Origin of the sequence: Herbidospora sp. NBRC 101105 (genome assembly GCF_030269205.1) — a bacterium.
Taxonomy (GTDB): domain Bacteria; phylum Actinomycetota; class Actinomycetes; order Streptosporangiales; family Streptosporangiaceae; genus Herbidospora; species Herbidospora solisilvae.
In genome coordinates this window covers 955566-976825 of sequence record NZ_BSSX01000001.1, presented here as the reverse complement: position 1 = coordinate 976825, position 21260 = coordinate 955566, and the positions used below count along the sequence as shown (strand labels likewise).

At 71.9% G+C, this 21260-nt stretch carries 13 protein-coding genes; 8 read left to right on the top strand and 5 right to left on the bottom strand.

What is annotated here, in order from left to right; genetic code table 11:
• The first annotated feature begins 103 nt into the window (after nucleotides 1-103).
• Nucleotides 104-1642, top strand: coding sequence for an FAD-dependent monooxygenase (locus QSK34_RS04545; RefSeq protein WP_285580210.1), 1539 nt, complete (start codon nucleotides 104-106; stop codon nucleotides 1640-1642).
• On the opposite strand, the gene QSK34_RS04540 is transcribed toward QSK34_RS04545, so the two are convergent.
• Nucleotides 1623-3032 (bottom strand): AfsR/SARP family transcriptional regulator, encoded by a 1410-nt coding sequence (locus QSK34_RS04540; RefSeq protein WP_285580208.1) that lies wholly within the window; start codon nucleotides 3030-3032, stop codon nucleotides 1623-1625. The two genes, QSK34_RS04545 and QSK34_RS04540, sit on opposite strands and share 20 nt — an antisense overlap.
• A gap of 273 nt (nucleotides 3033-3305) precedes the next feature.
• Between QSK34_RS04540 and QSK34_RS04535 the strand changes: the two genes are divergently transcribed.
• Nucleotides 3306-4220 (top strand): aldo/keto reductase, encoded by a 915-nt coding sequence (locus QSK34_RS04535; RefSeq protein ID WP_285580206.1) that lies wholly within the window; start codon nucleotides 3306-3308, stop codon nucleotides 4218-4220.
• Here QSK34_RS04535 and QSK34_RS04530 read toward each other — a convergent pair.
• The 3 genes from QSK34_RS04530 to QSK34_RS04520 form a co-directional block, all read right to left on the bottom strand.
• Complete coding sequence (locus QSK34_RS04530) at nucleotides 4196-4864, bottom strand: response regulator (RefSeq protein ID WP_285580204.1); 669 nt, start codon at nucleotides 4862-4864, stop codon at nucleotides 4196-4198. The genes QSK34_RS04535 and QSK34_RS04530 overlap by 25 nt on opposite strands.
• A complete protein-coding gene (locus tag QSK34_RS04525; protein ID WP_161478447.1) occupies nucleotides 4845-5552 on the bottom strand; it encodes a sensor histidine kinase in 708 nt (235 codons plus the stop codon). The genes QSK34_RS04530 and QSK34_RS04525 overlap by 20 nt, the downstream gene beginning before the upstream one ends.
• 442 nt (nucleotides 5553-5994) lie before the next feature.
• Nucleotides 5995-6948: a UbiA family prenyltransferase gene (locus QSK34_RS04520; protein WP_285580202.1), complete on the bottom strand. Its 954-nt coding sequence runs from the start codon at nucleotides 6946-6948 to the stop codon at nucleotides 5995-5997.
• Between the two features lie 327 nt (nucleotides 6949-7275).
• Between QSK34_RS04520 and QSK34_RS04515 the strand changes: the two genes are divergently transcribed.
• Together QSK34_RS04515 and QSK34_RS04510 are read left to right on the top strand one after the other, a co-directional pair.
• Complete coding sequence (locus tag QSK34_RS04515) at nucleotides 7276-8997, top strand: 2-isopropylmalate synthase (protein ID WP_285580200.1); 1722 nt, start codon at nucleotides 7276-7278, stop codon at nucleotides 8995-8997.
• 15 nt (nucleotides 8998-9012) lie between these two features.
• Nucleotides 9013-11688: an AAA family ATPase gene (locus QSK34_RS04510; RefSeq protein ID WP_285580198.1), complete on the top strand. Its 2676-nt coding sequence runs from the start codon at nucleotides 9013-9015 to the stop codon at nucleotides 11686-11688.
• A 1-nt stretch (nucleotide 11689) separates the two neighbouring features.
• On the opposite strand, the gene QSK34_RS04505 is transcribed toward QSK34_RS04510, so the two are convergent.
• Nucleotides 11690-13087 (bottom strand): acyl-CoA carboxylase subunit beta, encoded by a 1398-nt coding sequence (locus QSK34_RS04505; protein WP_285580196.1) that lies wholly within the window; start codon nucleotides 13085-13087, stop codon nucleotides 11690-11692.
• A gap of 218 nt (nucleotides 13088-13305) precedes the next feature.
• Here QSK34_RS04505 and QSK34_RS04500 point away from each other — a divergent pair, with 218 nt between their 5' ends.
• The 4 genes from QSK34_RS04500 (at nucleotide 13306) to QSK34_RS04485 (ending at nucleotide 20926) form a co-directional block, all read left to right on the top strand.
• Nucleotides 13306-16515, top strand: coding sequence for a GH92 family glycosyl hydrolase (locus QSK34_RS04500; protein WP_285580194.1), 3210 nt, complete (start codon nucleotides 13306-13308; stop codon nucleotides 16513-16515).
• A gap of 88 nt (nucleotides 16516-16603) precedes the next feature.
• Nucleotides 16604-18520, top strand: a complete 1917-nt coding sequence (locus tag QSK34_RS04495) for a tetratricopeptide repeat-containing protein (RefSeq protein ID WP_285580192.1) — start codon at nucleotides 16604-16606, stop codon at nucleotides 18518-18520.
• A 221-nt stretch (nucleotides 18521-18741) separates the two neighbouring features.
• Complete coding sequence (locus QSK34_RS04490; protein WP_285580190.1) at nucleotides 18742-20583, top strand: PQQ-dependent sugar dehydrogenase; 1842 nt, start codon at nucleotides 18742-18744, stop codon at nucleotides 20581-20583.
• 166 nt (nucleotides 20584-20749) lie between these two features.
• Nucleotides 20750-20926, top strand: coding sequence for a hypothetical protein (locus QSK34_RS04485; RefSeq protein WP_285580188.1), 177 nt, complete (start codon nucleotides 20750-20752; stop codon nucleotides 20924-20926).
• Nucleotides 20927-21260 lie beyond the last annotated feature (334 nt).

Sequence of the window (21260 nt, the reverse complement as noted above, 5' to 3'; positions counted from 1 at the left end):
GTCCGAAACTTCAAGAATCAAGCTACTAAGGCGCGATATCACGCCTGTATCACCGGGTTATCCGAGCATTGACGCGCATTTGGCGGCATATGATTCTGTCCCCGTGGACGAGAACGTCGAGGTTTTGATAGTGGGCGGCGGCCCGGTCGGGCTGGCGGCGTCCATCGAGTTGTCCCGGCACGAAATACGTTCGTTACTCGTAGAAAAACATCCGGACACATCGCTTTTCCCGAAAGCGCGGCTCATCTCCACCCGGACGATGGAGATCCTGCGCTCCTGGGGCATCCAGGACGAGGTGGAACGGGCCGGCATGCCGCGCGAGGACGTGCTGGCGGTCGGCGTCGGCACCTCGCTGAGCGCCGGCGACTACCTGCGCAAGGCGGCGGCCATCGCCGAGGACGCGGCACAGAGCCCGACCTACACCTATCTGTGCTCCCAGGACATCCTCGAAGTGATCATGCGCAGGGTCGCCCGGTCGGCCGCCGACGTGCGCTTCGGCACCACCATGACCGACCTGCGGATCGACCCTGACGGGGTCGAGGCGACGGTGGTCGCGGACGGAGTCGCCACCCGGGTCAGGGCCCGCTACCTGATCGCCGCCGACGGCGGCCGCAGCACGATCCGCGAGCGGCTCGGCATCGCCGTGGAAGGGCCGCCCCCGCTCGGGCACATGGTCAGCATCATGTTCGACGCCGACTTCGACTTCCTGCCCCCCGGCCGCCGCGCCGCCCTCTCCTTCGTGCGCAGCACCCCCGGCGGCGCGATCGAGGCGGTCGACAACCGCCGCCGCTGGATCATGCAGACCGGGTACGACCCCGCCAGGGGCGGCAGCGCCGACGACTTCACCGAGGAGTACTGCCTGGCCGCCGTGCGTTCGGCGATCGGCATCCCCGACCACCCGGTCGACATCGTGGGCGTGATGCCCTGGCTCCAGCAGGCCGTGGTCGCCGCCGAGTTCGCCAGGGACCCCGTCTACCTGGCCGGGGACGCCGCGCACGTGGCCACCCCGCAGGGCGGGTTCGGCATGAACTGCGGCATCCAGGACGCGCACAACCTGGCCTGGAAGCTGGCCGCCGTCCTGCGCGGCGAGGCCGGCCCGCGACTGCTGGACACCTACGCGGAGGAACGCCGCCCGATCGCGGTGCGCACCGTGGACGAGAGCCTGGTCAACGCCATGATCACGGCCCAGATGATGGCCGGGCGGCTGTCCATGCACGAGGCCATCGAGCGGCAGGCGGGGCGGCGCGGGTCGGAGGGACTGGTGCTGGGCTTCCACTACGACTCGGCCGCCGTCGTCCCGGACGGCACGCCGGCCCCCGCCCCGGCCGACCCCTACCGGACGTACGTGCCGACCGCCCGGCCGGGCCACCGCGCCCCGCACCTCTGGGTGTCGCCCGGCGTGTCCACGCTCGACCTGCTCGGCCCGGGGTTCACGCTGCTCACCGCGGCAGGCAGCGGCTGGGCCGCGGCGCCGGGGGTGAAGGTGATGGAGATCGACTCGGCGGAGTGGGCGGAGGCGTACGGCGTCGGCCCGGAGGGCGCGGTCCTAGTGCGCCCCGACGGCCACGTCGGCTGGCGCACCCGGGGCGGCGACCACGCCGAACTGGAGAAGGCCCTCGACGTCATCCTGTGCCGGACGTGACCGACCCGGCCAGGGAGCGGATGCGGGCGGCCCCCATCCGCAACCGCAGCGGGTTGCCGGAGGAGTGCGCCAGCAGATCGGTCACGGCCTGCGCCCCGGCCGGGCCGGCCAGCAGACCGGCCAGTTCCCTGGCGGCCTCGGCGGCGAGCGGCCGGACGAACTCGCGGTGCGCGCCCTGCCGGGCCACCAGCTCGTCCAGCGGGTCGGTGCTGGTCACGATCACCCGGCAGTCGGCGCCGCCGGGCAGCAGCGGCAGCACCTGGGCGGCGTCCCTGGCTCCGTCCAGCACCACGACCATCCGGCGGCGGGCCGTCCAGCTGCGGAACAGCGCGACCTTCTCGTCGCGGTCGGCGGGGATGTCGGCGCGGGGCACGCCGAGCGCGCGCAGGAACCGTCCCAGCACGGCGGCGGGCTCGGTCTCCTCCAGGTCGGCGAACAGGTGTCCGTCGGGGAACCAGCCGGCCCGGTCGTGCGCCCACCGCAACGCCAGCGCGGTCTTGCCGATGCCGGCCGGGCCGCTCAGCACGGTCGTGCCGGGCAGCGCCGTCTCCGGGTCGGGCCGCAGCACCGCGTCCAGCGCGGCCAGTTCCTCCCCGCGCCCGACGAACGGCAGGACGCGGGGCGGGAGCTGGGACGGCACCACGACCGCGCCGGCCCGGTGCGCGGGCTGCCGCATCAGGCCCGACTCGTCGCGCAGGATGCGCTCGTGCAGGTGGCGCAGCGCGGGGCCGGGCTCCAGGCCGATCTGGTCGCGCAGGTAGCGGCGGGTCTCCTGGTAGGCGCGCAGCGCGTCGGCACGCCGGCCGGCCCGGTACTGGGCCAGCATGAGCTGGGCCCTGACCCGCTCACGGAACGGGTGCTCGGCGACCAGCGCCAGCAGTTCGGGGATCACCTCGTGGTGGTGGCCCAGCTCGATCTCCAGCTCCAGGCAGGCCTCGGCGGCCTCCAGCCGGGACTCCTCCATCCGGGCCACGTCGTAGCGCAGGCCCCGGATGTCCTCGAAGGGGTTACCGCGCCAGAGCGCGAGCGCCTCGCGCAGCAGCCGGACCGCCTGCTCGCGGTTCTTGCCCGCGGCCTCGCCCCGGGAACGGGCCACCAGGGACTGGAACCGCAACCAGTCGATGCTGTCGGGGGCGGGGCGGATCAGGTAGCCAGGGCTGGACGTCTCGATCACGCCGGCGCCCAGGACACGGCGGAGCCGGGACACGCAGATGGCGATCTGGCGGCGCGCGCTGGGGGGCGCGGACTCCGTCCAGACGGTCTCGATCAGGCGGTCGACGCTGACCGCGCGCCCCGCGTTGAGCACCAGGCTGGCCAGGATCGCCAGTTCACGGCTGGCGCAGATCCGCAACTCGGCGCCGTCGCGCAGGACCTGCATGGGGCCGAGCACCCGGAATATGAAACCGCGGTCCATCATCGGGCCCATATATTCTCGAAGAGATGATGTCGAGCAATTTCCATAATCTCTCCCGCACAGATTCCACTGACTCCGAACCTAATCAGCGGCCTCTCGTCCCGGCACCCCTAGCCACCCCCTGTTACCCCCCACCCCACCGCCCGGCGGGGGTTCCCCTATTTCCCCGGCCAAACCGGCGGCGAACGAACCGTCACTGTACGCTTTTGACGGGACTTTGACGGACACAGGGCTCGCCGAGGGGGGAAATTGCGTTTCACCAGACTCGGCCGCTACGGCCCGGTGATCTCCAATATCGGGCTCGGCACCCTCGCGCTGTCCGGGGCGTACGGGGCGGTGGAACCCGGCGACGCGCTCAACCTGATCGGCCGCGCGCTGGACGCCGGCGTCAGCATCGTCGACACCGCCGACCTCTACGACGACGGCCGGGTCGAGCGCCTGATCGGCCGGGCGGTCGCGGGCCGCCGCCAGGAGGTCGTGGTCTGCACCCGCGGGAGCGGCACGGCGCAGGCGTGCGAGGCGTCGCTGAAACGCCTCGACGTGGACGCCATCGACCTCTATTACCTGCGCTCACCCCACCGGGACGCCCCGGTCGAGGAGAGCATGTCCGGGCTGGCCGACCTGGTCAGAGCCGGGAAGGTCCGCCATGTCGGGCTGTCCGACGGGACGCTGCGGCAGCTCCGCGAGGCCAGCGCCGTCCATCCGGTGGCCGCGCTCGGAGTGGAGTACTCGTTGTGGGGACTGCGCGCCCAGCCCGGCCTGCTGGACGAGGCCCGGCGGCTGGGCGTCAGCGTCGTGGCCGCCCGCCCGGTCGGCCGCGGTTTCCTCACCGGCCGCATCCGTTCCGCCGACCAGCTGGCGCCCGGCGACTGGCGGCGCGGCGACCCCCGCTTCCACCCCGCCGGCCTGCGGCGCGGCCAGGACCCGCTGCGCGCGGTCGAGGACGTCGCCGCCCGGCTGGACCTGGGCGCGGGCCGGCTGGCGCTCGGCTGGCTGCTGTCCCAGGGCGACCACGTCGTGCCGGTGCCGAGCACCCGCGACGAGGTGCATCTGGAGATGAACCTGTCCGCCTCCGAGGTGCGGCTCGCCCCGGGCATCCGCGACGAGCTCAGCCGGATCTTCCCGCCCGGGACGGCGGATCAGTCGGACTCCCTCCTGCTCTGACCCGGGATCAGCGACGCGGCCGTCGCCTTGTTGACGGCGTCGATCCGGGAGACCGCGTTGAGCTTCACGAAGATGTTGCGCATGTGCCGCTTGACGGTCGCCTCGGCCAGCCCGAGCCGGCGGGCGATCTGGAGGTTGCTCAGCGCCTGCGCGGCCAGCTGCAGGATCTCCTTCTCCTTGTCGGTCAGCACCCCCGGCTGCGGGCCCTCGACCTGGGCCAGGCTGGTGCGGGACACGGCGAGCACGACCCGGCCCGGGTCCTCGCAGACGCCGCGCACGGCCGCGAACAGTTCGTGCCGGTGGATGCTCTTGAGCAGGTAGCCGCTGATCCCGGCCGCCAGCAGGCGGGTGAGGAGGTGCGGGCCGTCGTACATGCTCAGGATGATGATCCGGGTGGCCGGCGAGAACGCCCGGATCCGGGTGACGGTCTCCAGCACGTCGTCGCCGGGGATCTCCACGTCCAGCAGCACCACGTCGGGGCGGGTGTCCCGCACGAGCCGCACGGCGTCGGAGGAGTTGCCCGCCTCTCCGGCGATGACCAGGTCGGCGGTGGATTCGAGGATCTCGCGCAGGCCCTCGCGGAACAGGGCGTGGTCGTCGACGAGCGCGATCGAGATCTTCCCGCTAGAGCTCGTCGGACTCACGGGACTGCCTCTTGAGCGGGATGGACAGGTCGACCCGGCAGCCGCTGCCGGGGGCGCTGGTGATCGTCAGCCGGCCGCCGAGCAGCTCGGCCCGCTCCCGCATCGAGGCCAGCCCCACGCCGCGGCCCCGGGCCCGGGACGGCTCGAAGCCCCGGCCGTTGTCCTGGACGAACGCCTGGAGTTCGTGCGGGGCGATGTCGACCCGCATGAGGACCACCGACGGCCCGCCGTGGGTCAGCGCGTTCCTGGTCGCCTCGCGGATGATCAGGAAGGACTCGTCCAGGACACGCGGCTCGGCCCACGACTCGTCGCCGTTCACGTCCAGGCCGACCGACACCCCGTCGTCCTCGATCGCCTCCAGGAACCCGAGCAGCGCCTTCTCCAGGCTCTTGACCGTCGTCTGCGGGTGCAGTTCCGAGGTGATCTGGCGGAGGTGCTCCATCGCCTCCTGGATCGCCTGCTGGGCGACCCCGAGCTTGATGGCCGCCCTGGCGGGGTCGGTGCCGCGGTGCAGCTCCGACAGCGCGAGCTGCTGGTGCGCGACGCTGACGCCGTGACCGATCCGGTCGTGCAGGTCACGCGCGATCCGGCGGCGCTCCTCCTCCTGCGCCTGCTGGACCTGGTTGAGCAGGAACCCGTGATAACTCTCGGAGGCCTCCTTGACCCGGCGCGACAGGCTCTCCTCCATGCCGGTGGCGACCAGCGCGAAGACGTCGGTGGGGTTGTCGGAGCCGGCCGCAATTTGCCGTGCCAGATGTGTGAGCGCGGACCGGAAAAAAAGTGAGCCCGCCTCAAGAGAAGCCTTCGGGTGAACTCCGGAAGCCGCTCTGCTGGTGCCCACTTCCCAGGCGTGAAACTTATGGAGTTCGTTGACCTGCACTTTTCCGGAGCGCAGTGTCGCGGCCACGTCGTCGAGAACGTACTGGGCCGTCATAAGAGCCTGGCGAACCGCGTTCGGATCCGCCGAGAGCGTGTTGCCGGTGGCGTGCAGCTCCGACTCGAATTCCTCAAGGATTTCGGCCCGGCACGCATCCACGAATCTCGCCGGATCACTCTCCGCCCCGAAATCAGCACCCAAGGAAGTCCCTCTCGATTTGGGACGCGCGAGAGCCTACAATCTCTCACTTACGTCACAAAAGCAACATATCCTTCCCAATATTAGAGGACAGGACAGTAATGTGAACCACGTATTGCGTGGCCATGAAGGCCCGGTAAGGCCTGCGCCGCCGTCGCCGGGCGGCCGCGGCGTCCGCGCTGCGGCCCGCCAGGGTGACCGCCACCGCTCCGGCGAACATTGCCAGCGCGGTCTCGGCGAGCGGCGCCGAGAGCGCCGCGCTCACCACCCAGAATGACCCCGCCAGCAGCAGCGCGGCGGCCGACATGACGTTCCTGGCCGCACGCGCGCCGTAGACCACCGCGATGGTGCGCCGGCCGGCGGCGGCGTCCCCCTCGATGTCGGACAGGTCCTTGGCCGGGATGCCGACGAGCGTCATCCAGCAGGTCGCGGCCGTCGCGAACATGATCAGGCTGAGCGGCGTGGCCCCGTCCGCCCCGTTGACGACCACGGTGAACCCGCCCCAGTAGGCCAGCAGCCCCGACCCGCAGAGCACCGCGACGGTGCCGCCGGAGCGCCGCTTCAGGCGGAACGGCGCGCCCGAGTACAGGTATCCGAGGACCAGGTTGGCCGCGATGACCCAGGTCATCGCGGGGGGCAGCCCGGCGGTCGCCACCAGCGACAGGGCCGCGGTGACCGCCGCCGCCGCGGTCGCCGTGCGCGGGTCGAGGTCGTTGCGGGCGATCGGCCGGCGGGACCCGTTGACCCGGTCCTCGTGGACGTCCGAGACGCCGTTGCCCACATAAATGGCAAAAATAGACAAGACCCAGGCGGCGGCGCCCTGCAGCACCTTCGCCGGGTCGGGGGCGGCGGCGACCGGCAGCGCCAGCATCGCCCCCGTCAGGAATCTCAGCATGGACACGGCCAGGACGGCCGGCCGGGCCTCGATCGCGCAGAACCGCAGCGCTCTCGTCGCGCGTCTGAGGGCGGAAGGTCCGGATGCCCGGCCCGATACCCAGGTGCTCGCCATGACCGATTGTTATGCCGGAATCAAAGCCCGGTTAAGGGGGATAATCCGAGGGTGGCAGGCGGGAATACAACTTTTGATACCCCCCTTACCACTCGGGGCTACTTTCCCCGAACTGCCGACACCCTTTCTTGCCGGGTCACGGCGGCCCCTATTAGCTTGAGGCCAGCGAAACAGGGATCGTACAACTTTCAACGAGTCCAACCTTAGGGAACCTCGTGCCGGATATCAAGCTCCGGCGCCACCAGGGCCTTGACTGGTAAGCGCACAGGTCAGACCGTGCTGGACTCCCCCTACCCGCCGGTATTCATCAGGAAAGGAAATACGGCGATGAAAGGTGTCCAGCGCTATTCCGGATTCACCCCCCTTGTTCTGGCCGATCGCACGTGGCCGGGAAACCGCATCAGCACCGCGCCGCGGTGGCTCTCCACCGACCTGCGGGACGGCAACCAGTCACTCGCCGACCCGATGACACCCGAGCGGAAACTCCTGATGTTCGACCTCCTCGTGGGAATCGGCTACAAGGAGATCGAGATCGGTTTCCCGGTGGCCAGCCGGAGCGACCACGATTTCGTGCGGATGCTCATCGAGCGCGACCGGATCCCCGACGACGTCTCGATCACCGTGCTCACCCAGGCCCGTGACGACCAGATCCGGCGCACCGTGGAGTCCCTGAAGGGCGCGCGCCGCGCGGTCGTGCACATCTACAACGCGACCTCCCCCCTGTTCCGCCGCACCGTGTTCAACCTGGACCGGGCGGGCGTGCGCGACCTGGCCGTCCAGGGCACCCGGACGATGATGCGCCACGCCGAGCGCATGCTGCCCGACTGCGAGCTGGCCTACCAGTACTCCCCCGAGCTGTTCAACGAGACCGAGGCCGACTTCGCCCTGGAGGTGTGCGAGGCCGTCATGCGGGTCTGGCAGCCCGAGCACGGGCGCGGCATCATCCTGAACTTCCCGACGACGGTCGAGCGGTCGCTCCCGAACGTCTTCGCCGACCAGATCGAGTGGCTGCACCGCAACCTGTCCCGGCGCGAGCACGTCTGCCTGTCGGTGCACCCCCACAACGACCGGGGCACCGCGGTCGCCTCGGCCGAGCTGGCCCTGCTGGCCGGCGCCGAACGGGTCGAGGGCTGCCTGTTCGGCAACGGGGAACGCGCCGGCAACGTCTGCCTGGTCACCCTGGCGATGAACATGTACAGCCACGGCGTCGACCCCGGCGTCGACTTCTCGGAGATCAACGCCGTCCGGCGCACGGTCGAGCGGTGCACCGGGCTGCCGGTCCACCCCCGCCACCCCTACGGCGGCGACCTCGTCTACACCGCGTTCTCCGGGTCGCACCAGGACGCCATCAAGAAGGGCTTCGACGATCGCGTCCGGCAGGGCGCGGAGACGGGCACGCCCCCCGACGCGCTGCCGTGGCAGGTGCCGTACCTGCCGCTGGACCCCAAGGACGTGGGCCGCACGTACGAGGCGGTGGTCCGGGTGAACGGCCAGTCCGGCAAGGGCGGCGTGGCCTACGTGATGAGCGCCTGGCACGGCCTGAACCTGCCGCGCGGCCTGCAGGCCGACCTGTCCGCCCGGGTGCAGTGGCACGCCGACGCGGCCGGCGGCGAACTGAGCCCGAACCGGATCGGCGCACTGTTCTCCGAGGAGTACCTCTTCCGCGGCGAGCCGGCCGACCCGCTCCCGGTGGGCCGCGAACCGCTCGCGGCGACCCTGCACGTCGACGGCGGGTTCGAGGTCGGCGGCGACCAGGCGGACGCGTTCGGCGCCCTGGGCTCGGTGCTGAGCCCGTGGGGCATCCGGGTCGACGTGGTGCACCGCACCGGACGGCCGCTCGACCACGACGACCTCACCCCCGACCAGGCGGTCAGGTCCGGCGACGAGACCGTGATCTACGCCGAGTGCCGCAGCGGCGGAGCGGTCGCCTGGGGCGCGGGCATCGACAGGGACGTCGCGGCGGCGGCCTTCTCCGCGGTCCGCGCCGCCGCCGACCGGCTCGCCCGGGACGGCCATCTGGACGCCCACCTGGCCGCCGCCGGCCATTGACCAGGGAGGACGACGGTGGACGACACCCATGAGGGCATGGCGACGCTGCGGGCGCCGCTGGCCGAGGCGGTCGCGGGCAAGGGCCGGATCGCGATGGTCACCGGCGCGGTGGCGACCGGCAAGAGCGACCTGCTGTACCTGATCGCCGAGCACGCCCTCGACGAGGGCGCGCTGCCGCTGACGGCCACCGGTTCGCCGGCCGAGAGCGGCCTGCCGCTGGGCGTGTTGTCCCAGCTCCTGCACCACGCGCCGCTGCCGGACGAGCAGCGGTCAGCCATGCTCGGCCTCCTGCACGAGGGCGCCCGCAGGCAACTGGCCGGCGAGTCGATCGAGCACGTGGACGCGCAGATCGTGGACGCCCTGTGCGCGGTCCTGCTGGAACTGGCCGGGCGCCGCCCGCTGCTGATCACGGTCGACGACGTGCACCACGCCGACCGCGCCTCCCAGTTGTGCCTGGCCTACCTGGCCAGGCGGATCAGGTTCGCCGGCGTCATGCTGGTGTTCAGCGCCCCCGACCACGGCCCCCACCTGCGCACCCTCTTCCACACCGACGTGCTCAGGCAGCCGCACTGCCGTCCCGTTCGGCTCACCCACCTGTCCCGCGCGGGCGTCGACGCCCGGCTCGGCGACGCCGCCCACCGGTTCGGCGCGCTCGTCCACACGCTGAGCGGCGGCAACCGGCTGCTCGTCGACGCCCTGCTGGAGGACCTCCAGGCGACCGGCGCCCCCGGTGACCGCTACGGCGAGGCGGTGCTGGCGTGCGTGCGCAGGCTGGGGCCGTGCGTCCAGGAGGCGGCGTACGGACTGGCGGTGCTGGGCGAGCCCGGCTCGATCAGCCGCCTGCTCGGCCTCGGCGAGAGCGAGGCCGTCGTCGCCAAGTCGCTCCAGGCGATGGCCGGGGCCGGGCTGCTGGACGGCGGCCGGTTCCGGCACGAGGCGGCGCGCTCGGCCGTCCTGGCCGAACTGGACGCCGCCGACCGCATCCACCTGCACCGCCGCGCCGCCGAACTGGCCCACCGCGACGGCGCGTCGGCCGACGTCGTGGCCGGTCACCTCCTGCGGGCCAGCCACGCGGGCGACCCGTGGGCGCTGTCGGCCCTGGAGGAGGCGGCCAGGCTCGCGCTCCGCGAGGACGGCGTGGAGTCCGCGATCGAGTACCTCCGGCTGGCCTGGCGCGCCTGCGACGACGAGCGCCGCCGGGCCAGGATCGGCACCGCGCTGGTCCGGGCCGAATGGCGGATCGACCCCGGCACCCCCGCCGGCCATCTGGCCGGGCTGACCGACGCCCTGCACAAGGGGCACCTCGGCGGCGGGGAGACCGTCGTCCTGGCCAAGGCGCTGCTCTGGCACGGCCACACCCGCGACGCCCTGGACGTCCTGGACCGCCTGAACGAACTGGGCGAACCCGACCCGGAGACCGCGGCCGAACTCGCCGCCGCCCGCCCGTGGTTCCGCGCCCTCTACCCGTCGTTCCTGCCGCACCTGCCGGAGGTCGGCGTCCCGGCCGCCCCGGCCCTGGGAGTCGGCCGCCGGATCCAGTCGGCCGATGTGCTCGCCGACGTCCTCACCGACGGTCCCGGCGACGAGACCATGGCCGCCGCCGAGCACATCCTGCGCGGCTGCCGCCTCGATGAGGTGACCATGGACACGGTGGAGACGGCGCTGCTGGCCCTGACCTACACCGACCGCCCCGGCCGCGCCGCCCCGTGGTGCGACGCGTTCATCGCCGAGGCCGAAGCCCGGCGTGCGCCCAGCCGCCAGGCCCGCCTGTCCGCCATCCGGGCCGAGATCCGCCTCCGCGAGGGCGACCTGGCCGCGGCGGCCGGGGACGCGCGGCGCGCCCTGGAGATCATCCCCGCCGGGAGCTGGGGGGTGGCCGTGGGCGGGCCGCTGGGCACCCTGCTGCTGGCCGGCGCCGCGATGGGCCGGCTCGACGACTGCCTGCCCGAGTTCAACCTGCCCGTCCCCGAGGCGATGCTGGAGACCCGGTACGGCCTGCAGTACCTGCGGGGCAAGGGCCGTCTCAACCTGACGGCCGGCCATCCTGGCCAGGCCCTGCGGGACTTCCGGTCGTGCGGCGAGCTGATGACACGATGGGACCTGGACGCCCCCGGCTTCATCGCGTGGCGGCTGGACGCCGCCGAGGCCCTGATCGCGCTGGGCGAGGAAGAGGAGGCCGGGCGGCTCGTCAAGGAGCAGCTCTCCCGCTGCGGCCCTCGGTCCCGGCGGGTGCGCGGCTCGGCCTTACGCCTGCTGGCCGCCGTCAGCGAGGTCCGGCAGCGCCCGCCGCTCCTGCGCCAGGCGGCCGACCTGCTCCAGGAGGGCGGCGACCGCTACGAGTACGCCCGCCTGCTGGCCGACCTCACCGAGGCCTGCCACGCCGTCGGCGAACACCGCAGGGCCGGGATGCTCCGGCAGCGCGCCCGCGCCATGGCCAGGGAATGCCACGCCGAGCCGCTCGTCCAGGCCCTGGCCCGCAGGGACGATCCGGGGGCCGGCGTGCCCGCGCAGCTCAGCGACGCAGAACACCGGGTGGCGCGGCTGGCCGCCGAGGGTCACACGAACCTGGAGATCGCCACCCGGCTGTACATCACCGTCAGCACGGTCGAGCAGCACCTGACCCGCGTCTTCCGCAAGCTGAACGTGTCCCGCCGCACGGAGTTGCCGGCCACCCTCGCGCGCGTCGGATGACTCACAACGGGATGTTGCCGTGCCGCCCGCGCGCGTGAGGGGCCCGGTCCAGGGCCTCCGCCAGGCGGAGCCGGGTGGTCTCGGGCGCGATGACCTCGTCGACGACGCCGAGCGCGAGCGCCCGTTCGACTCCGCCGGAGACGCGCAGGTGCTCCTGGGTGAGCCGGGCCCTCAGCTCCGCGCGCTCGCCCTCGGGCGCGGCGGCCAGCGCCTTGCGGTGCAGGATGCCGACGGCGGACTCGGCCCCCATGACCGCGACCTCCGCGTCCGGCCACGCGAAGACGGCGGTGGCGCCGAGGGAGCGTGAGTTCATCGCGATGTACGCGCCACCGTACGACTTGCGGGTGATCAGGGTCACCCGGGGCACCACCGATTCGGCGAAGGCGTGCAGCAGCTTCGCGCCGCGCCGGACGACACCGTCCCACTCCTGGGCGACCCCGGGCAGATAGCCGGGCACGTCGACGACCACCACCAACGGCACGCCGAGCGCGTCGCACATCCGCACGAACCGGGCCGCCTTCTCGGCGGAGAGCGTGTCCAGGCACCCGCCCTTACGGATCGGATTGTTGGCCAGCACGCCGACGGAACGCCCGCCCAGCCGGCCCAGGCCGACGAGGATGTTGCCGGCCCAGCGCGGCTGCAACTCCAGGAATCCCTCGTCGACGATCGCGCGCACGAGCGGCCGGACGTCGTACGCGCGGCGCGGCGAGTCCGGCAGGATCGCGGCCAGGTCACGGCCTTCGGCGAGCGCCCCCAGATCGAAGCTCCCGGGCCGGGTGAAGACGCCCGTGAGCCGGCGCGCCTGCTCGTACGCCTCCTCCTCACCGTTCGCGACCAGGTGCGCGACCCCCGACTTGGGACCGTGCGCCCCGGGACCCCCGAGCCCGGCCATGTCGATGCGCTCCCCCGTGACGCTGCGGACGATCTCGGGGCCGGTGATGAAGATCCGCGCGTCCTCGGCCATGATCACGATGTCGGTGAGCGCGGGCCCGTACGCGGCGGCTCCCGCGGCGGGACCCAGGACGACCGAGATCTGCGGGATCACCCCCGACACCCTGGTCATGGCGGCGAACATCCGTCCCACCCCGTGCATCGACTCGACCCCGTCGGCCAGGCGCGCCCCGCCCGAGTGCCACAACCCGATCACCGGGCAGCCGAGCCGTTCGGCCGCGCCGATGGCCTCGACGACGCGCTCCGCGCCCGCTCCTCCGAGCGCGCCACCCATCCGGGTCGCGTCGGTGCAGTAGGCGACGACCACCGAACCGTCCACCCGCCCGCACACGGCCTGCACCCCGCTCTCGTCGTCGGCGTGCAGCGGCACCGCCGAACCGGGGTCGAGCAGGCGGGCCAGCCGGACCGAGGGAGCCCGGTGATCCATCTCGATTTCGACGATCGGCATGGTGGTCATCCGCGAATCCCGATTCCCTGAGAGGTGTTTCGCCGAATGTGCCCAGCCGCGCCTCCGGCGGCCAACCCCTATTTTCGGCCATCTCCGCCCGCAAGCCCATGACCAGCGGAAACGCCTATTGGCAACTTGTGGCCGCCATTTCTGTCAATTGACGCGTCCTCTCACATCCACGTTTCCTCTCTGTGATCACCTGAACAATGGAGGGCACTTTGTCCATATGGTCAGCACCGACGATCGCCGCGCTTCTGGCGGCGATGGCACTGCCGGCGGGCGCGGTGGCCGACACCGTGCCCACCCCTGTCAGCGACGTGGCCGCACTGGTCAACCCGTTCCTCGGCACCAAGGCGGGCGCCGCCGACTTCGGGCACGGCGGCGGCGCGGGAATGAACTTCCCCGGCGCGGTCGTGCCGTTCGGCATGATGCAGTGGAGCCCCGACACGATGGAGAACGCCGGAGGCGGCTACGCGTGGGAGGACAACCGCCTGCGCGGGTTCTCGATGACGCACATCTCCGGGCCCGGGTGCACCGGCGCGCAGGACTTCCCCGTGATCCCGATCTCCGGCCGGATCGGCCGGTCGCCCGCGACCCACGGCGCCGACTACGTCCAGACGTTCCGGCACGAGAACGAGAAGGCCGTCCCCGGCTACTACAGCTCGGTCCTCGACACCGGCGTCAAGACCGAGCTGTCGGCGAGCACCCGCGGCGGTGTGGCGCGCTTCGGCTTCCCGGCCGGCAGGCCGGGCACGCTGCTGCTGAACACCAGCGGCTCGGTCAACGGCGTGGACGACGGCGAGACCCGGATCAGCGGCAACACCGTCACCGGCTGGGTGCAGACGGGCGGCTTCTGCGGCCCGCCGATGCGGTACAAGGTGTACTTCCACGCCACGTTCGACCAGCCGATCATCGGCTACGGCACCTGGAAGGACGGCACCGTCACGCCGGGCGGCGCGGCCGTGCGCAACGCCTCGGAGGCCAAGGTCGCCAACGCCGAGGTGGTCACCCCCGGCGACGTCTCGGTGAACGGGCCCGGCTCGGGCGCCTACCTGGAGTTCGATCCCGCCAAGCCGGTCCAGATGCGGGTGGGCCTGTCCTACGTGAGCCTGGCCGGCGCGAAGAACAACCTGGCGGCCGAGATCGGCCAGGACGGCGTCGACCAGGTCGCCGCGAAGGCGCGGGCCGCCTGGAACACCAGACTGGGGCAGGTGCGGATCGGCGGCGGCACCGACGAACAGCGCCGCACCTTCTACAGCAACCTCTACCACGCGCTGCTCCAGCCGTACGTCTTCGAGGACGTGGACGGCAGCTACACCGGCATGAACGGCCAGACGTACAAGGTCGCGCCGGGAAGGCACCACTACGCGACGTTCTCCGGCTGGGACATCTACCGCAGCGAGGTCCAGCTCCTCGCCCTGCTCGCCCCGGACGTGGCAAGTGACATCGCCCAGTCCATGTACGACAACGCCCAGTCGGTCGGCAACGTCTGGGACCGCTGGTCCCACCAGAACGCGATCACCGGCGTCATGGTCGGCGACCCGTTCCACTCGATCCTGTCCAGCGTGCACGCCTTCGGCGCCCGCTCCTTCGACGCCCCCGCGGCCCTGAAGGCGATGGCCGAGTCCGCCCGCCGGGTCGGCCCCAAGGACATCGGCCACCCGCAGCTCGGCTACGACCAGCGCCCCGGCAACGCCGACTTCATGGCCAAGGGCTACGTCCCGATGGACGTGTCGACCACCCTGGAGTACGGCATCGCCGACTTCGGCATCGCCCAGCTGGCCGCCCGCCTGGGCGACACCGCGCTGGCGGGCGAGTTCATGAAGCGCGCCCAGGCCTGGCAGGCCACCTACAACCCGGCCAACACGTGGATCCAGCCGAAGATGGCCGACGGCGCGTTCCGCTCGCCGTTCGACCCGGCCACGATGAACTCCTACATCGAGGGCAACGGCGCGCAGTACCACTGGCTGGTGCCGCACAACGTGCGCGGCCTGTTCGACTCGATGGGCGGCGACGCGGCGGCGGCCACCCGCCTGGACGGCTTCTTCAAGGTCCTCAACGCGGGCCCGAACCAGCCGTACGCCTACCTCGGCAACGAACCGTCCGCCGCCACGCCGTGGTTGTACGCGTGGGCCGGGCAGCCGTACAAGACCCAGGACCTGGTCCGGCGCATCCAGAAGGAGCTCTTCTCCTCGGCCCCGGACGGCCTGGTCGGCAACGACGACCTCGGCGCGATGGGCTCCTGGTACGTCTGGTCGGCGATCGGCCTGTTCCCGGCGATCCCCGGCCGCGCCGAGTTGCTGGTCAACACGCCGCTGTTCGACACGATCACGATCAAGCGCCCGGCCGGCGACCTGGTCGTCAACGCGCCGGGCTCCGCCAACCGATACGTCAACACCTTGAAGGTCAACGGCGTGGCCACCACGAAGGCGTGGCTGCCGGAGACGATCGCGCAGCGCGGCGGCAGACTCGACTTCACCACCTCGGCCGTCCCGAACACCACGTTCGGCGCGTCCCGCGCCGACGCGCCCCCGAGCTTCAACGAGGGCGCCAAGCCGGCGCTGCTGGGCCTGAACCCGGGCAGCGGCCCGGTCGAGCCCGGCAGGACGTTCGAGACCACGATCACCGCCCGCTCGACCAGCGGCTCCGCCGCGTCGGTGCGCTGGGAGGCCAAGCCCCCGCCGGGCATCTCGGTCACCCCGGTCAGCGGCACCCTCACCCCGGCCGCGGGCGCCCCCGCCTCACGCCGGATCACGGTGACCGTGCCCGCCGGCACCCCGCTCGGCACGATCAGCATCCCGATCATCGGCTCCGGCCAGGCCATGGCGGGCATCCGGCTGAACGTGGCCCGGCCCGGCACCCCCGCCTGGCACCACAACAACGCCAGCATCGGCGACGACACCAGGCCCGGCAGCGCCAACGTGGACGGCGCGAACTTCAGCTACTCCGCCCAGGCGCTCGCCGCGGCCGGCCTCACCCCCGGCGCGCCGGTCACCTGGAACGGCTTCACGTTCACCTGGCCGAACCGCGGCCCCGGCGAATGGGACGACATCCAGCCCGGCCCCAAACCACTGGACGTCACCGCCCCCACCGGCGCGACCCAGATCGCCTTCCTCGGCGCGGGCACCGGCGGCTACCCCGAGGTCGACACGACGATCACCTACACCGACGGCACCACGACCACCGCCCGCCTCGGCATGAGCGACTGGCTGCTCGACTTCGGCGGCGGCTCACCCCAGTACGGCAACGAGATCATCGCCTCCAGCCCCTACCGCCTGTACGGCGGCTCGTGGGCCATGCAGCCCATCCCGGCACACGTGTTCGCGGCCCGGCCGATCGCGCTGAACCCGGCGAAGAAATTGAAGAGCATCACGTTCGGCCCATCGGACGACGGAACCCTGCACATCTTCACCTGGGCGTTCCGGTAACCAGCCGAGAAGGGCGCCCCGCGGGCCGCGGGGCGCCCTTTCGCGCCCGAGTCGAACGGAAAGCTCCGATACCGGACAATCCCTGGTGATGGAGACTCATGATCTTCGTCCCGAACTGTCCCGCCACCCCGTCCCCGACTTCACCGGCCGGGAGGACGCCCTGGCGGAGCTGCGCTCGGGGCCGCCGGTCCAGGTGGTGGCGGGGCCCGACGGGATGGGCAAGACCGAACTCCTGCTCCAGTACGTCGACCGGTTCGCCGCCAACCACAGTCTCGTGTGGTGGATCGACGGCGCGGGGGCCGTGCGGATCGAGGAAGGCCTGGCCGACCTGGGGCGCGCCCTGCTGGCCGCGCCGACCCTGGAGATCGCCGTCCCGTGGGCACTGGAGTGGCTGCGCACCCACCCGGGCTGGCTGCTGGTCTTCGACGACGTGTGGGACGTCGCGCACGTGCTGGCCCACGTCGAGGGGCTGCCCGGCGGACGGGTGATGATCACCACCGCCTTCGACCCCGGCGACCTGGCCGCCGTGCCGCTCGGCCCGCTGCCCGTCGACCGCCTGGGCGGGAACCCGCTGGCCCTCGCCCTCGCGGGCGGCCTGCCCGATCCGGCCTTCGCGCCCGAGGACGGCGACCCGGTGAGAACGGTGCTGCGGCTCGTCGTCGACCGGATCGAGGAGCTCGACCCCTTCGCCGGGCGGCTCCTCGAGACGCTGGCGCTGCTCGGCCGCGAGACGGTGCCGCGTGAGCTCCTGCCCGCCACACCGGAGATCGACGCGGGGCTGCGGCTGCTGGCGGGGCACCGGCTGATCACCCTGCACGACGGCCTGATCGGCGTACACGAGAAGATCCAGCTGTTCGTGGACGCCGAGGTCGGCGCCGAACGCCGGTTCCAGGCCTTCGAGAAAGCGGTGTTGTGGATCGGGGCGCTCCTGCCGGATGACCCCCTGGTGCCCCTGTCGTGGCCGGACCATCGGCGGATCATGCCGCTCGCCCGCCAGGTGCTGCCGGTCACCCCCCGGACGTGGGAGCTCAACAAGCGGCTCGTCGACCGCGAGGGCGCGGCCGCGGTGGTGGCCCGGCGCGAGGGCGTGCGCCGCAGCGTGACACGGCACGGAGCGGACGACCCCGAGACGCTGTCCGAACGCCACCAGCACGCCATCGCCATGGCGCTCGCCGGTCACCCCGCCGCGGGCCGCGACGTGTGTGCCGAGGTGCTCCGGATCTGCGAGGGGACCGTGGGCCCGGAGGACCCTCTCACCGTGTCCATCCGCCAGGACCTGGCCATGATGATCGGCGAGGCGGGCGACCCGGCCACCGCGCGGGACATGCTGGCCGGCCTCCCGGCCCTCAACACGCGCATACACGGCCCCGACCATCCCGAGACCCTGAGATCCCGGCACAGCCTGGCGCTGTGGACGGGCATGGCCGGCGACGAGGTCGCCGCCCGGGAGCAACTGACGGAACTTGCGGCCGTCTGCGAGCGCATCCTCGGCCCCTACGACCCGCTGACCTTCACGGCCCGGCACGAACTGGCCCACTGGACCGAGGGCGCGGGCGACGCCGCCCGCGCCCTCGACCTGTATACGTGGCTGCTGGAGGACCGGCGGCAGATCCTCGGCCCCGACCATGTCAAAACGCTGACGACCTGGTTCGAGACGGCCCGAGTGACCGGGGTGGTGGGCGACCACGCCGGCGCGCGCGACCAGTTCGGCCTGCTGCTGGCCGAGCGGGAACGCGTCCAGGGCGCCGAACATCCCGGGACACTGCGCACCCGCCGCGCGTTCGCCGCCTGGACCGGGCTGGCAGGCGATCCGGTGACCGCCAGGGACCTGCTGGCCGCGCTGCTGCCGGTCCAGACGCGGGTACTGGGCGCCGGAGACCCTCACGTGACCGCCACGCGTGAATCGCTGGAGATCTGGTCCGAGCAGGCACTCGCCTCGGGTGACGGGAACCCCGAGTCACCCGCAAGTGGTGGACAGCGCCGCTGTCCGAGCATCGATGCGTGAACCTCAGACGCCTCATCGTCGCCACGTGTCGGCGAACGAAGAACCGCCTGTGACGTTTGATCGGATGCCGTGCACCGGGTGTGAAAGTTTCCCGTCCCGGAGGGCGGCCGGCGACGTACCCGCAGATCGGCGAGCGGGGGCCCGCCCGACGATTGCCCCCGGCGCGACCGGCGCTTTCCATGGAGACGAGCCGGTAGCTCCATCCCGCCCGGGAGCGTGTGATGCCCAAGCACCTGTCCTCGGCACTTTCCATCGTCCTCTGCGCCGTGATCGCCGCCACGGCGGTCGTCGTGACCCAGCCCGCCGCCGCAGGCGCGGTGACAGGCGGGTTCGGCTTCTCCCGGGCACAGGTCGCCGCTGTGGGGCTGCGGGTGCCCTGGGGCATGGCCTTCCTCCCCGACGGCAGCGCCCTCGTCTCCGAACGCGACACCGCGACCATCACGCGGGTGCGTCCCGGCACGTCGCCCGTACCGGTGGCCGCGGTCCCGAACGTGTACCCCGCAGGCGAGGGGGGCCTGCTCGGCATCGCGCTCTCCCCCACGTTCGCGCAGGACCAGTGGGTCTACGCGTACATCAGCTCCGCCTCCGACAACCGGGTGGTCCGGTTCCGGCTCAGCACTCCGCACACCCAGCAGGTGATCATCGCCGGCATCCCCCGGGGCCAGTACCGCAACGGCGGCCGCATCGCCTTCGGTCCCGACGGCATGCTGTACGTGGCCACGGGCGACGCGGGCTATCCCGCGTACGCCCAGAGCTCCAACCTCGCCGGCAAGATCCTGCGCATCACCCGCGACGGCGCGGTCCCCCCGGGCAACCCGTTCTCCGGCTCACCGGTCTACAGCTACGGCCACAGCAACGTTCAAGGGCTCGCCTGGGACGAGGCCAGCCGGCTGTACGCCACCGAATTCGGCCAGAACTCCACCGACGAGATCAACCACATCCGGCCGGGCCACAACTACGGCTGGCCCGCCTGCGAGGGCATGTGCGGCAACCCGGGCTACACGAACCCCCTGGTGACCTGGAGCGACACCGAGGCGTCCCCCAGCGGCCTGGCGTACGCCAACAACACGCTCTTCGCCGCGGCCCTCGCCGGCAAACGTCTGTGGACGGTGCCGGTCAGCGGCGGCACCATGGTGGGCACCCCGGTGGCCGAACTGCAAGGAATGCCGGGCCGCCTGCGCACCGTGACGGTCGGCCCGGACGGCTGGCTCTGGGTGGCCACGAGCAACCGCGACGGCAGGGGCACACCGGGCCCCGGCGACGACTTGATCATCCGAATCCCGCCCGTCGGCCCATCCGGCCCGTCACCCTCCCCATCCGGCCCATCGCCCTCCCCATCCGGCCCCGGGGTCTCTCCGTCACCCAGCCCGTCGGCCAGCCCGTCGCCGGGCGGCCCTTCGCCGTGCCCCTCTCCTTCTTCCAGCCCATCACCGTCACCGACACCCAGCCCGTCGGTGTCCCCCAGCGTCTCCCCCTCACCCAGCCCTTCGCCGTCGCCCACCGCCTCGCCATCGCCCAGCCCTTCGCCGTCGCCCAGCCCCTCGCCATCGCCCAGCCCATCACCGTCGCCCAGCCCCTCGCCGTCGCCCAGCCCCTCGCCGTGCCCCTCGCCGTCACCTAGTCCATCGCCGTCGCCCAGTCCGTCGCCGTCGCCCAGTCCGTCGCCGTCGCCCAGTCCGTCGCCGTCGCCCAGTCCGTCGCCGTCGCCCAGCCCGTCACCGTCGCCCAGCCCGTCACCGCCGCCCAGCCCGTCACCGTCCACGGGTACGCACTCCTGCGAAGCGACGGTCCGGTTCTTTCTCCAGTGGACGACGGCCTCCTGGGGCGAACTGACGGTGCGCAACACGGGAACGTCGCCCATCACCTCGTGGACCGTCAGCTTCAAGGTTCCCGGCGGGCTGACCTACCTGCAGTTGAACGGCTACAACCTGCCAGGAGCCACGGTGACCGTCACCCAGAACGGCGTACTGCCGCCGGGCAATTCGGTGACGGTGTCATTCCCGGTCGGCTGGGCCGGCGGAAATGTCGCGACTCCGTCGCCCATCACCTGTACGGCCAGATAGCGTCCCGGCTACGAGACCAAGGCGGCCACATGCCCAAGTTCGCCTTTCTCCGCGCGGAAATTTCACCGATCACTTCGGGATGAACCAAAGGTGATCGTTGCTCCGGAAAGCGCACCTGCTGTGCTCGACCTGCGGGGCTGTGGCGGCCGTCCAAAATCGACCGTGGATGCCGGAGCGGGTGCGGGAACTGATGGCCGACAACGTGCTCCGGCATCGCCTGGCGCTGGACTTCCCCTCCGGCCTGACGACGTGGTCGTCCAAGACCGGGACCACCCTTAACCCGCGCCACGAGGTGGACGTGGCGCAACCGCTGACGGTCAGGTCCACGCGGTCGCGGCGCTGACCGGGTCAGGGTCGCGGCGGTCCGGCAGCTGAGTGCGGAGGCGGCGAATATCTACGCGCCATCAAGCCCGGCGACCCTGACTGGGCTGCCGAGGCGGCGCTCATGGCTCAGGCGGCCGGGGCGTTATGACCCGAATTCCGCCCCCACAGATCCCAGCAATCAGTTTCGCCGCCCTGGACCGGAATCGCGCGACAGCGACCGTATCCGCGTTCACCCGTGTCCTGATTTACTCATGAGAATGGCGGGACCTCAGTGTGAATATGAGACGTTAACCCACCTCCCCGAAAGCGAAACGACCGGCTTATAGTTATTTCCGCGAATTCTTTCTCGGCAT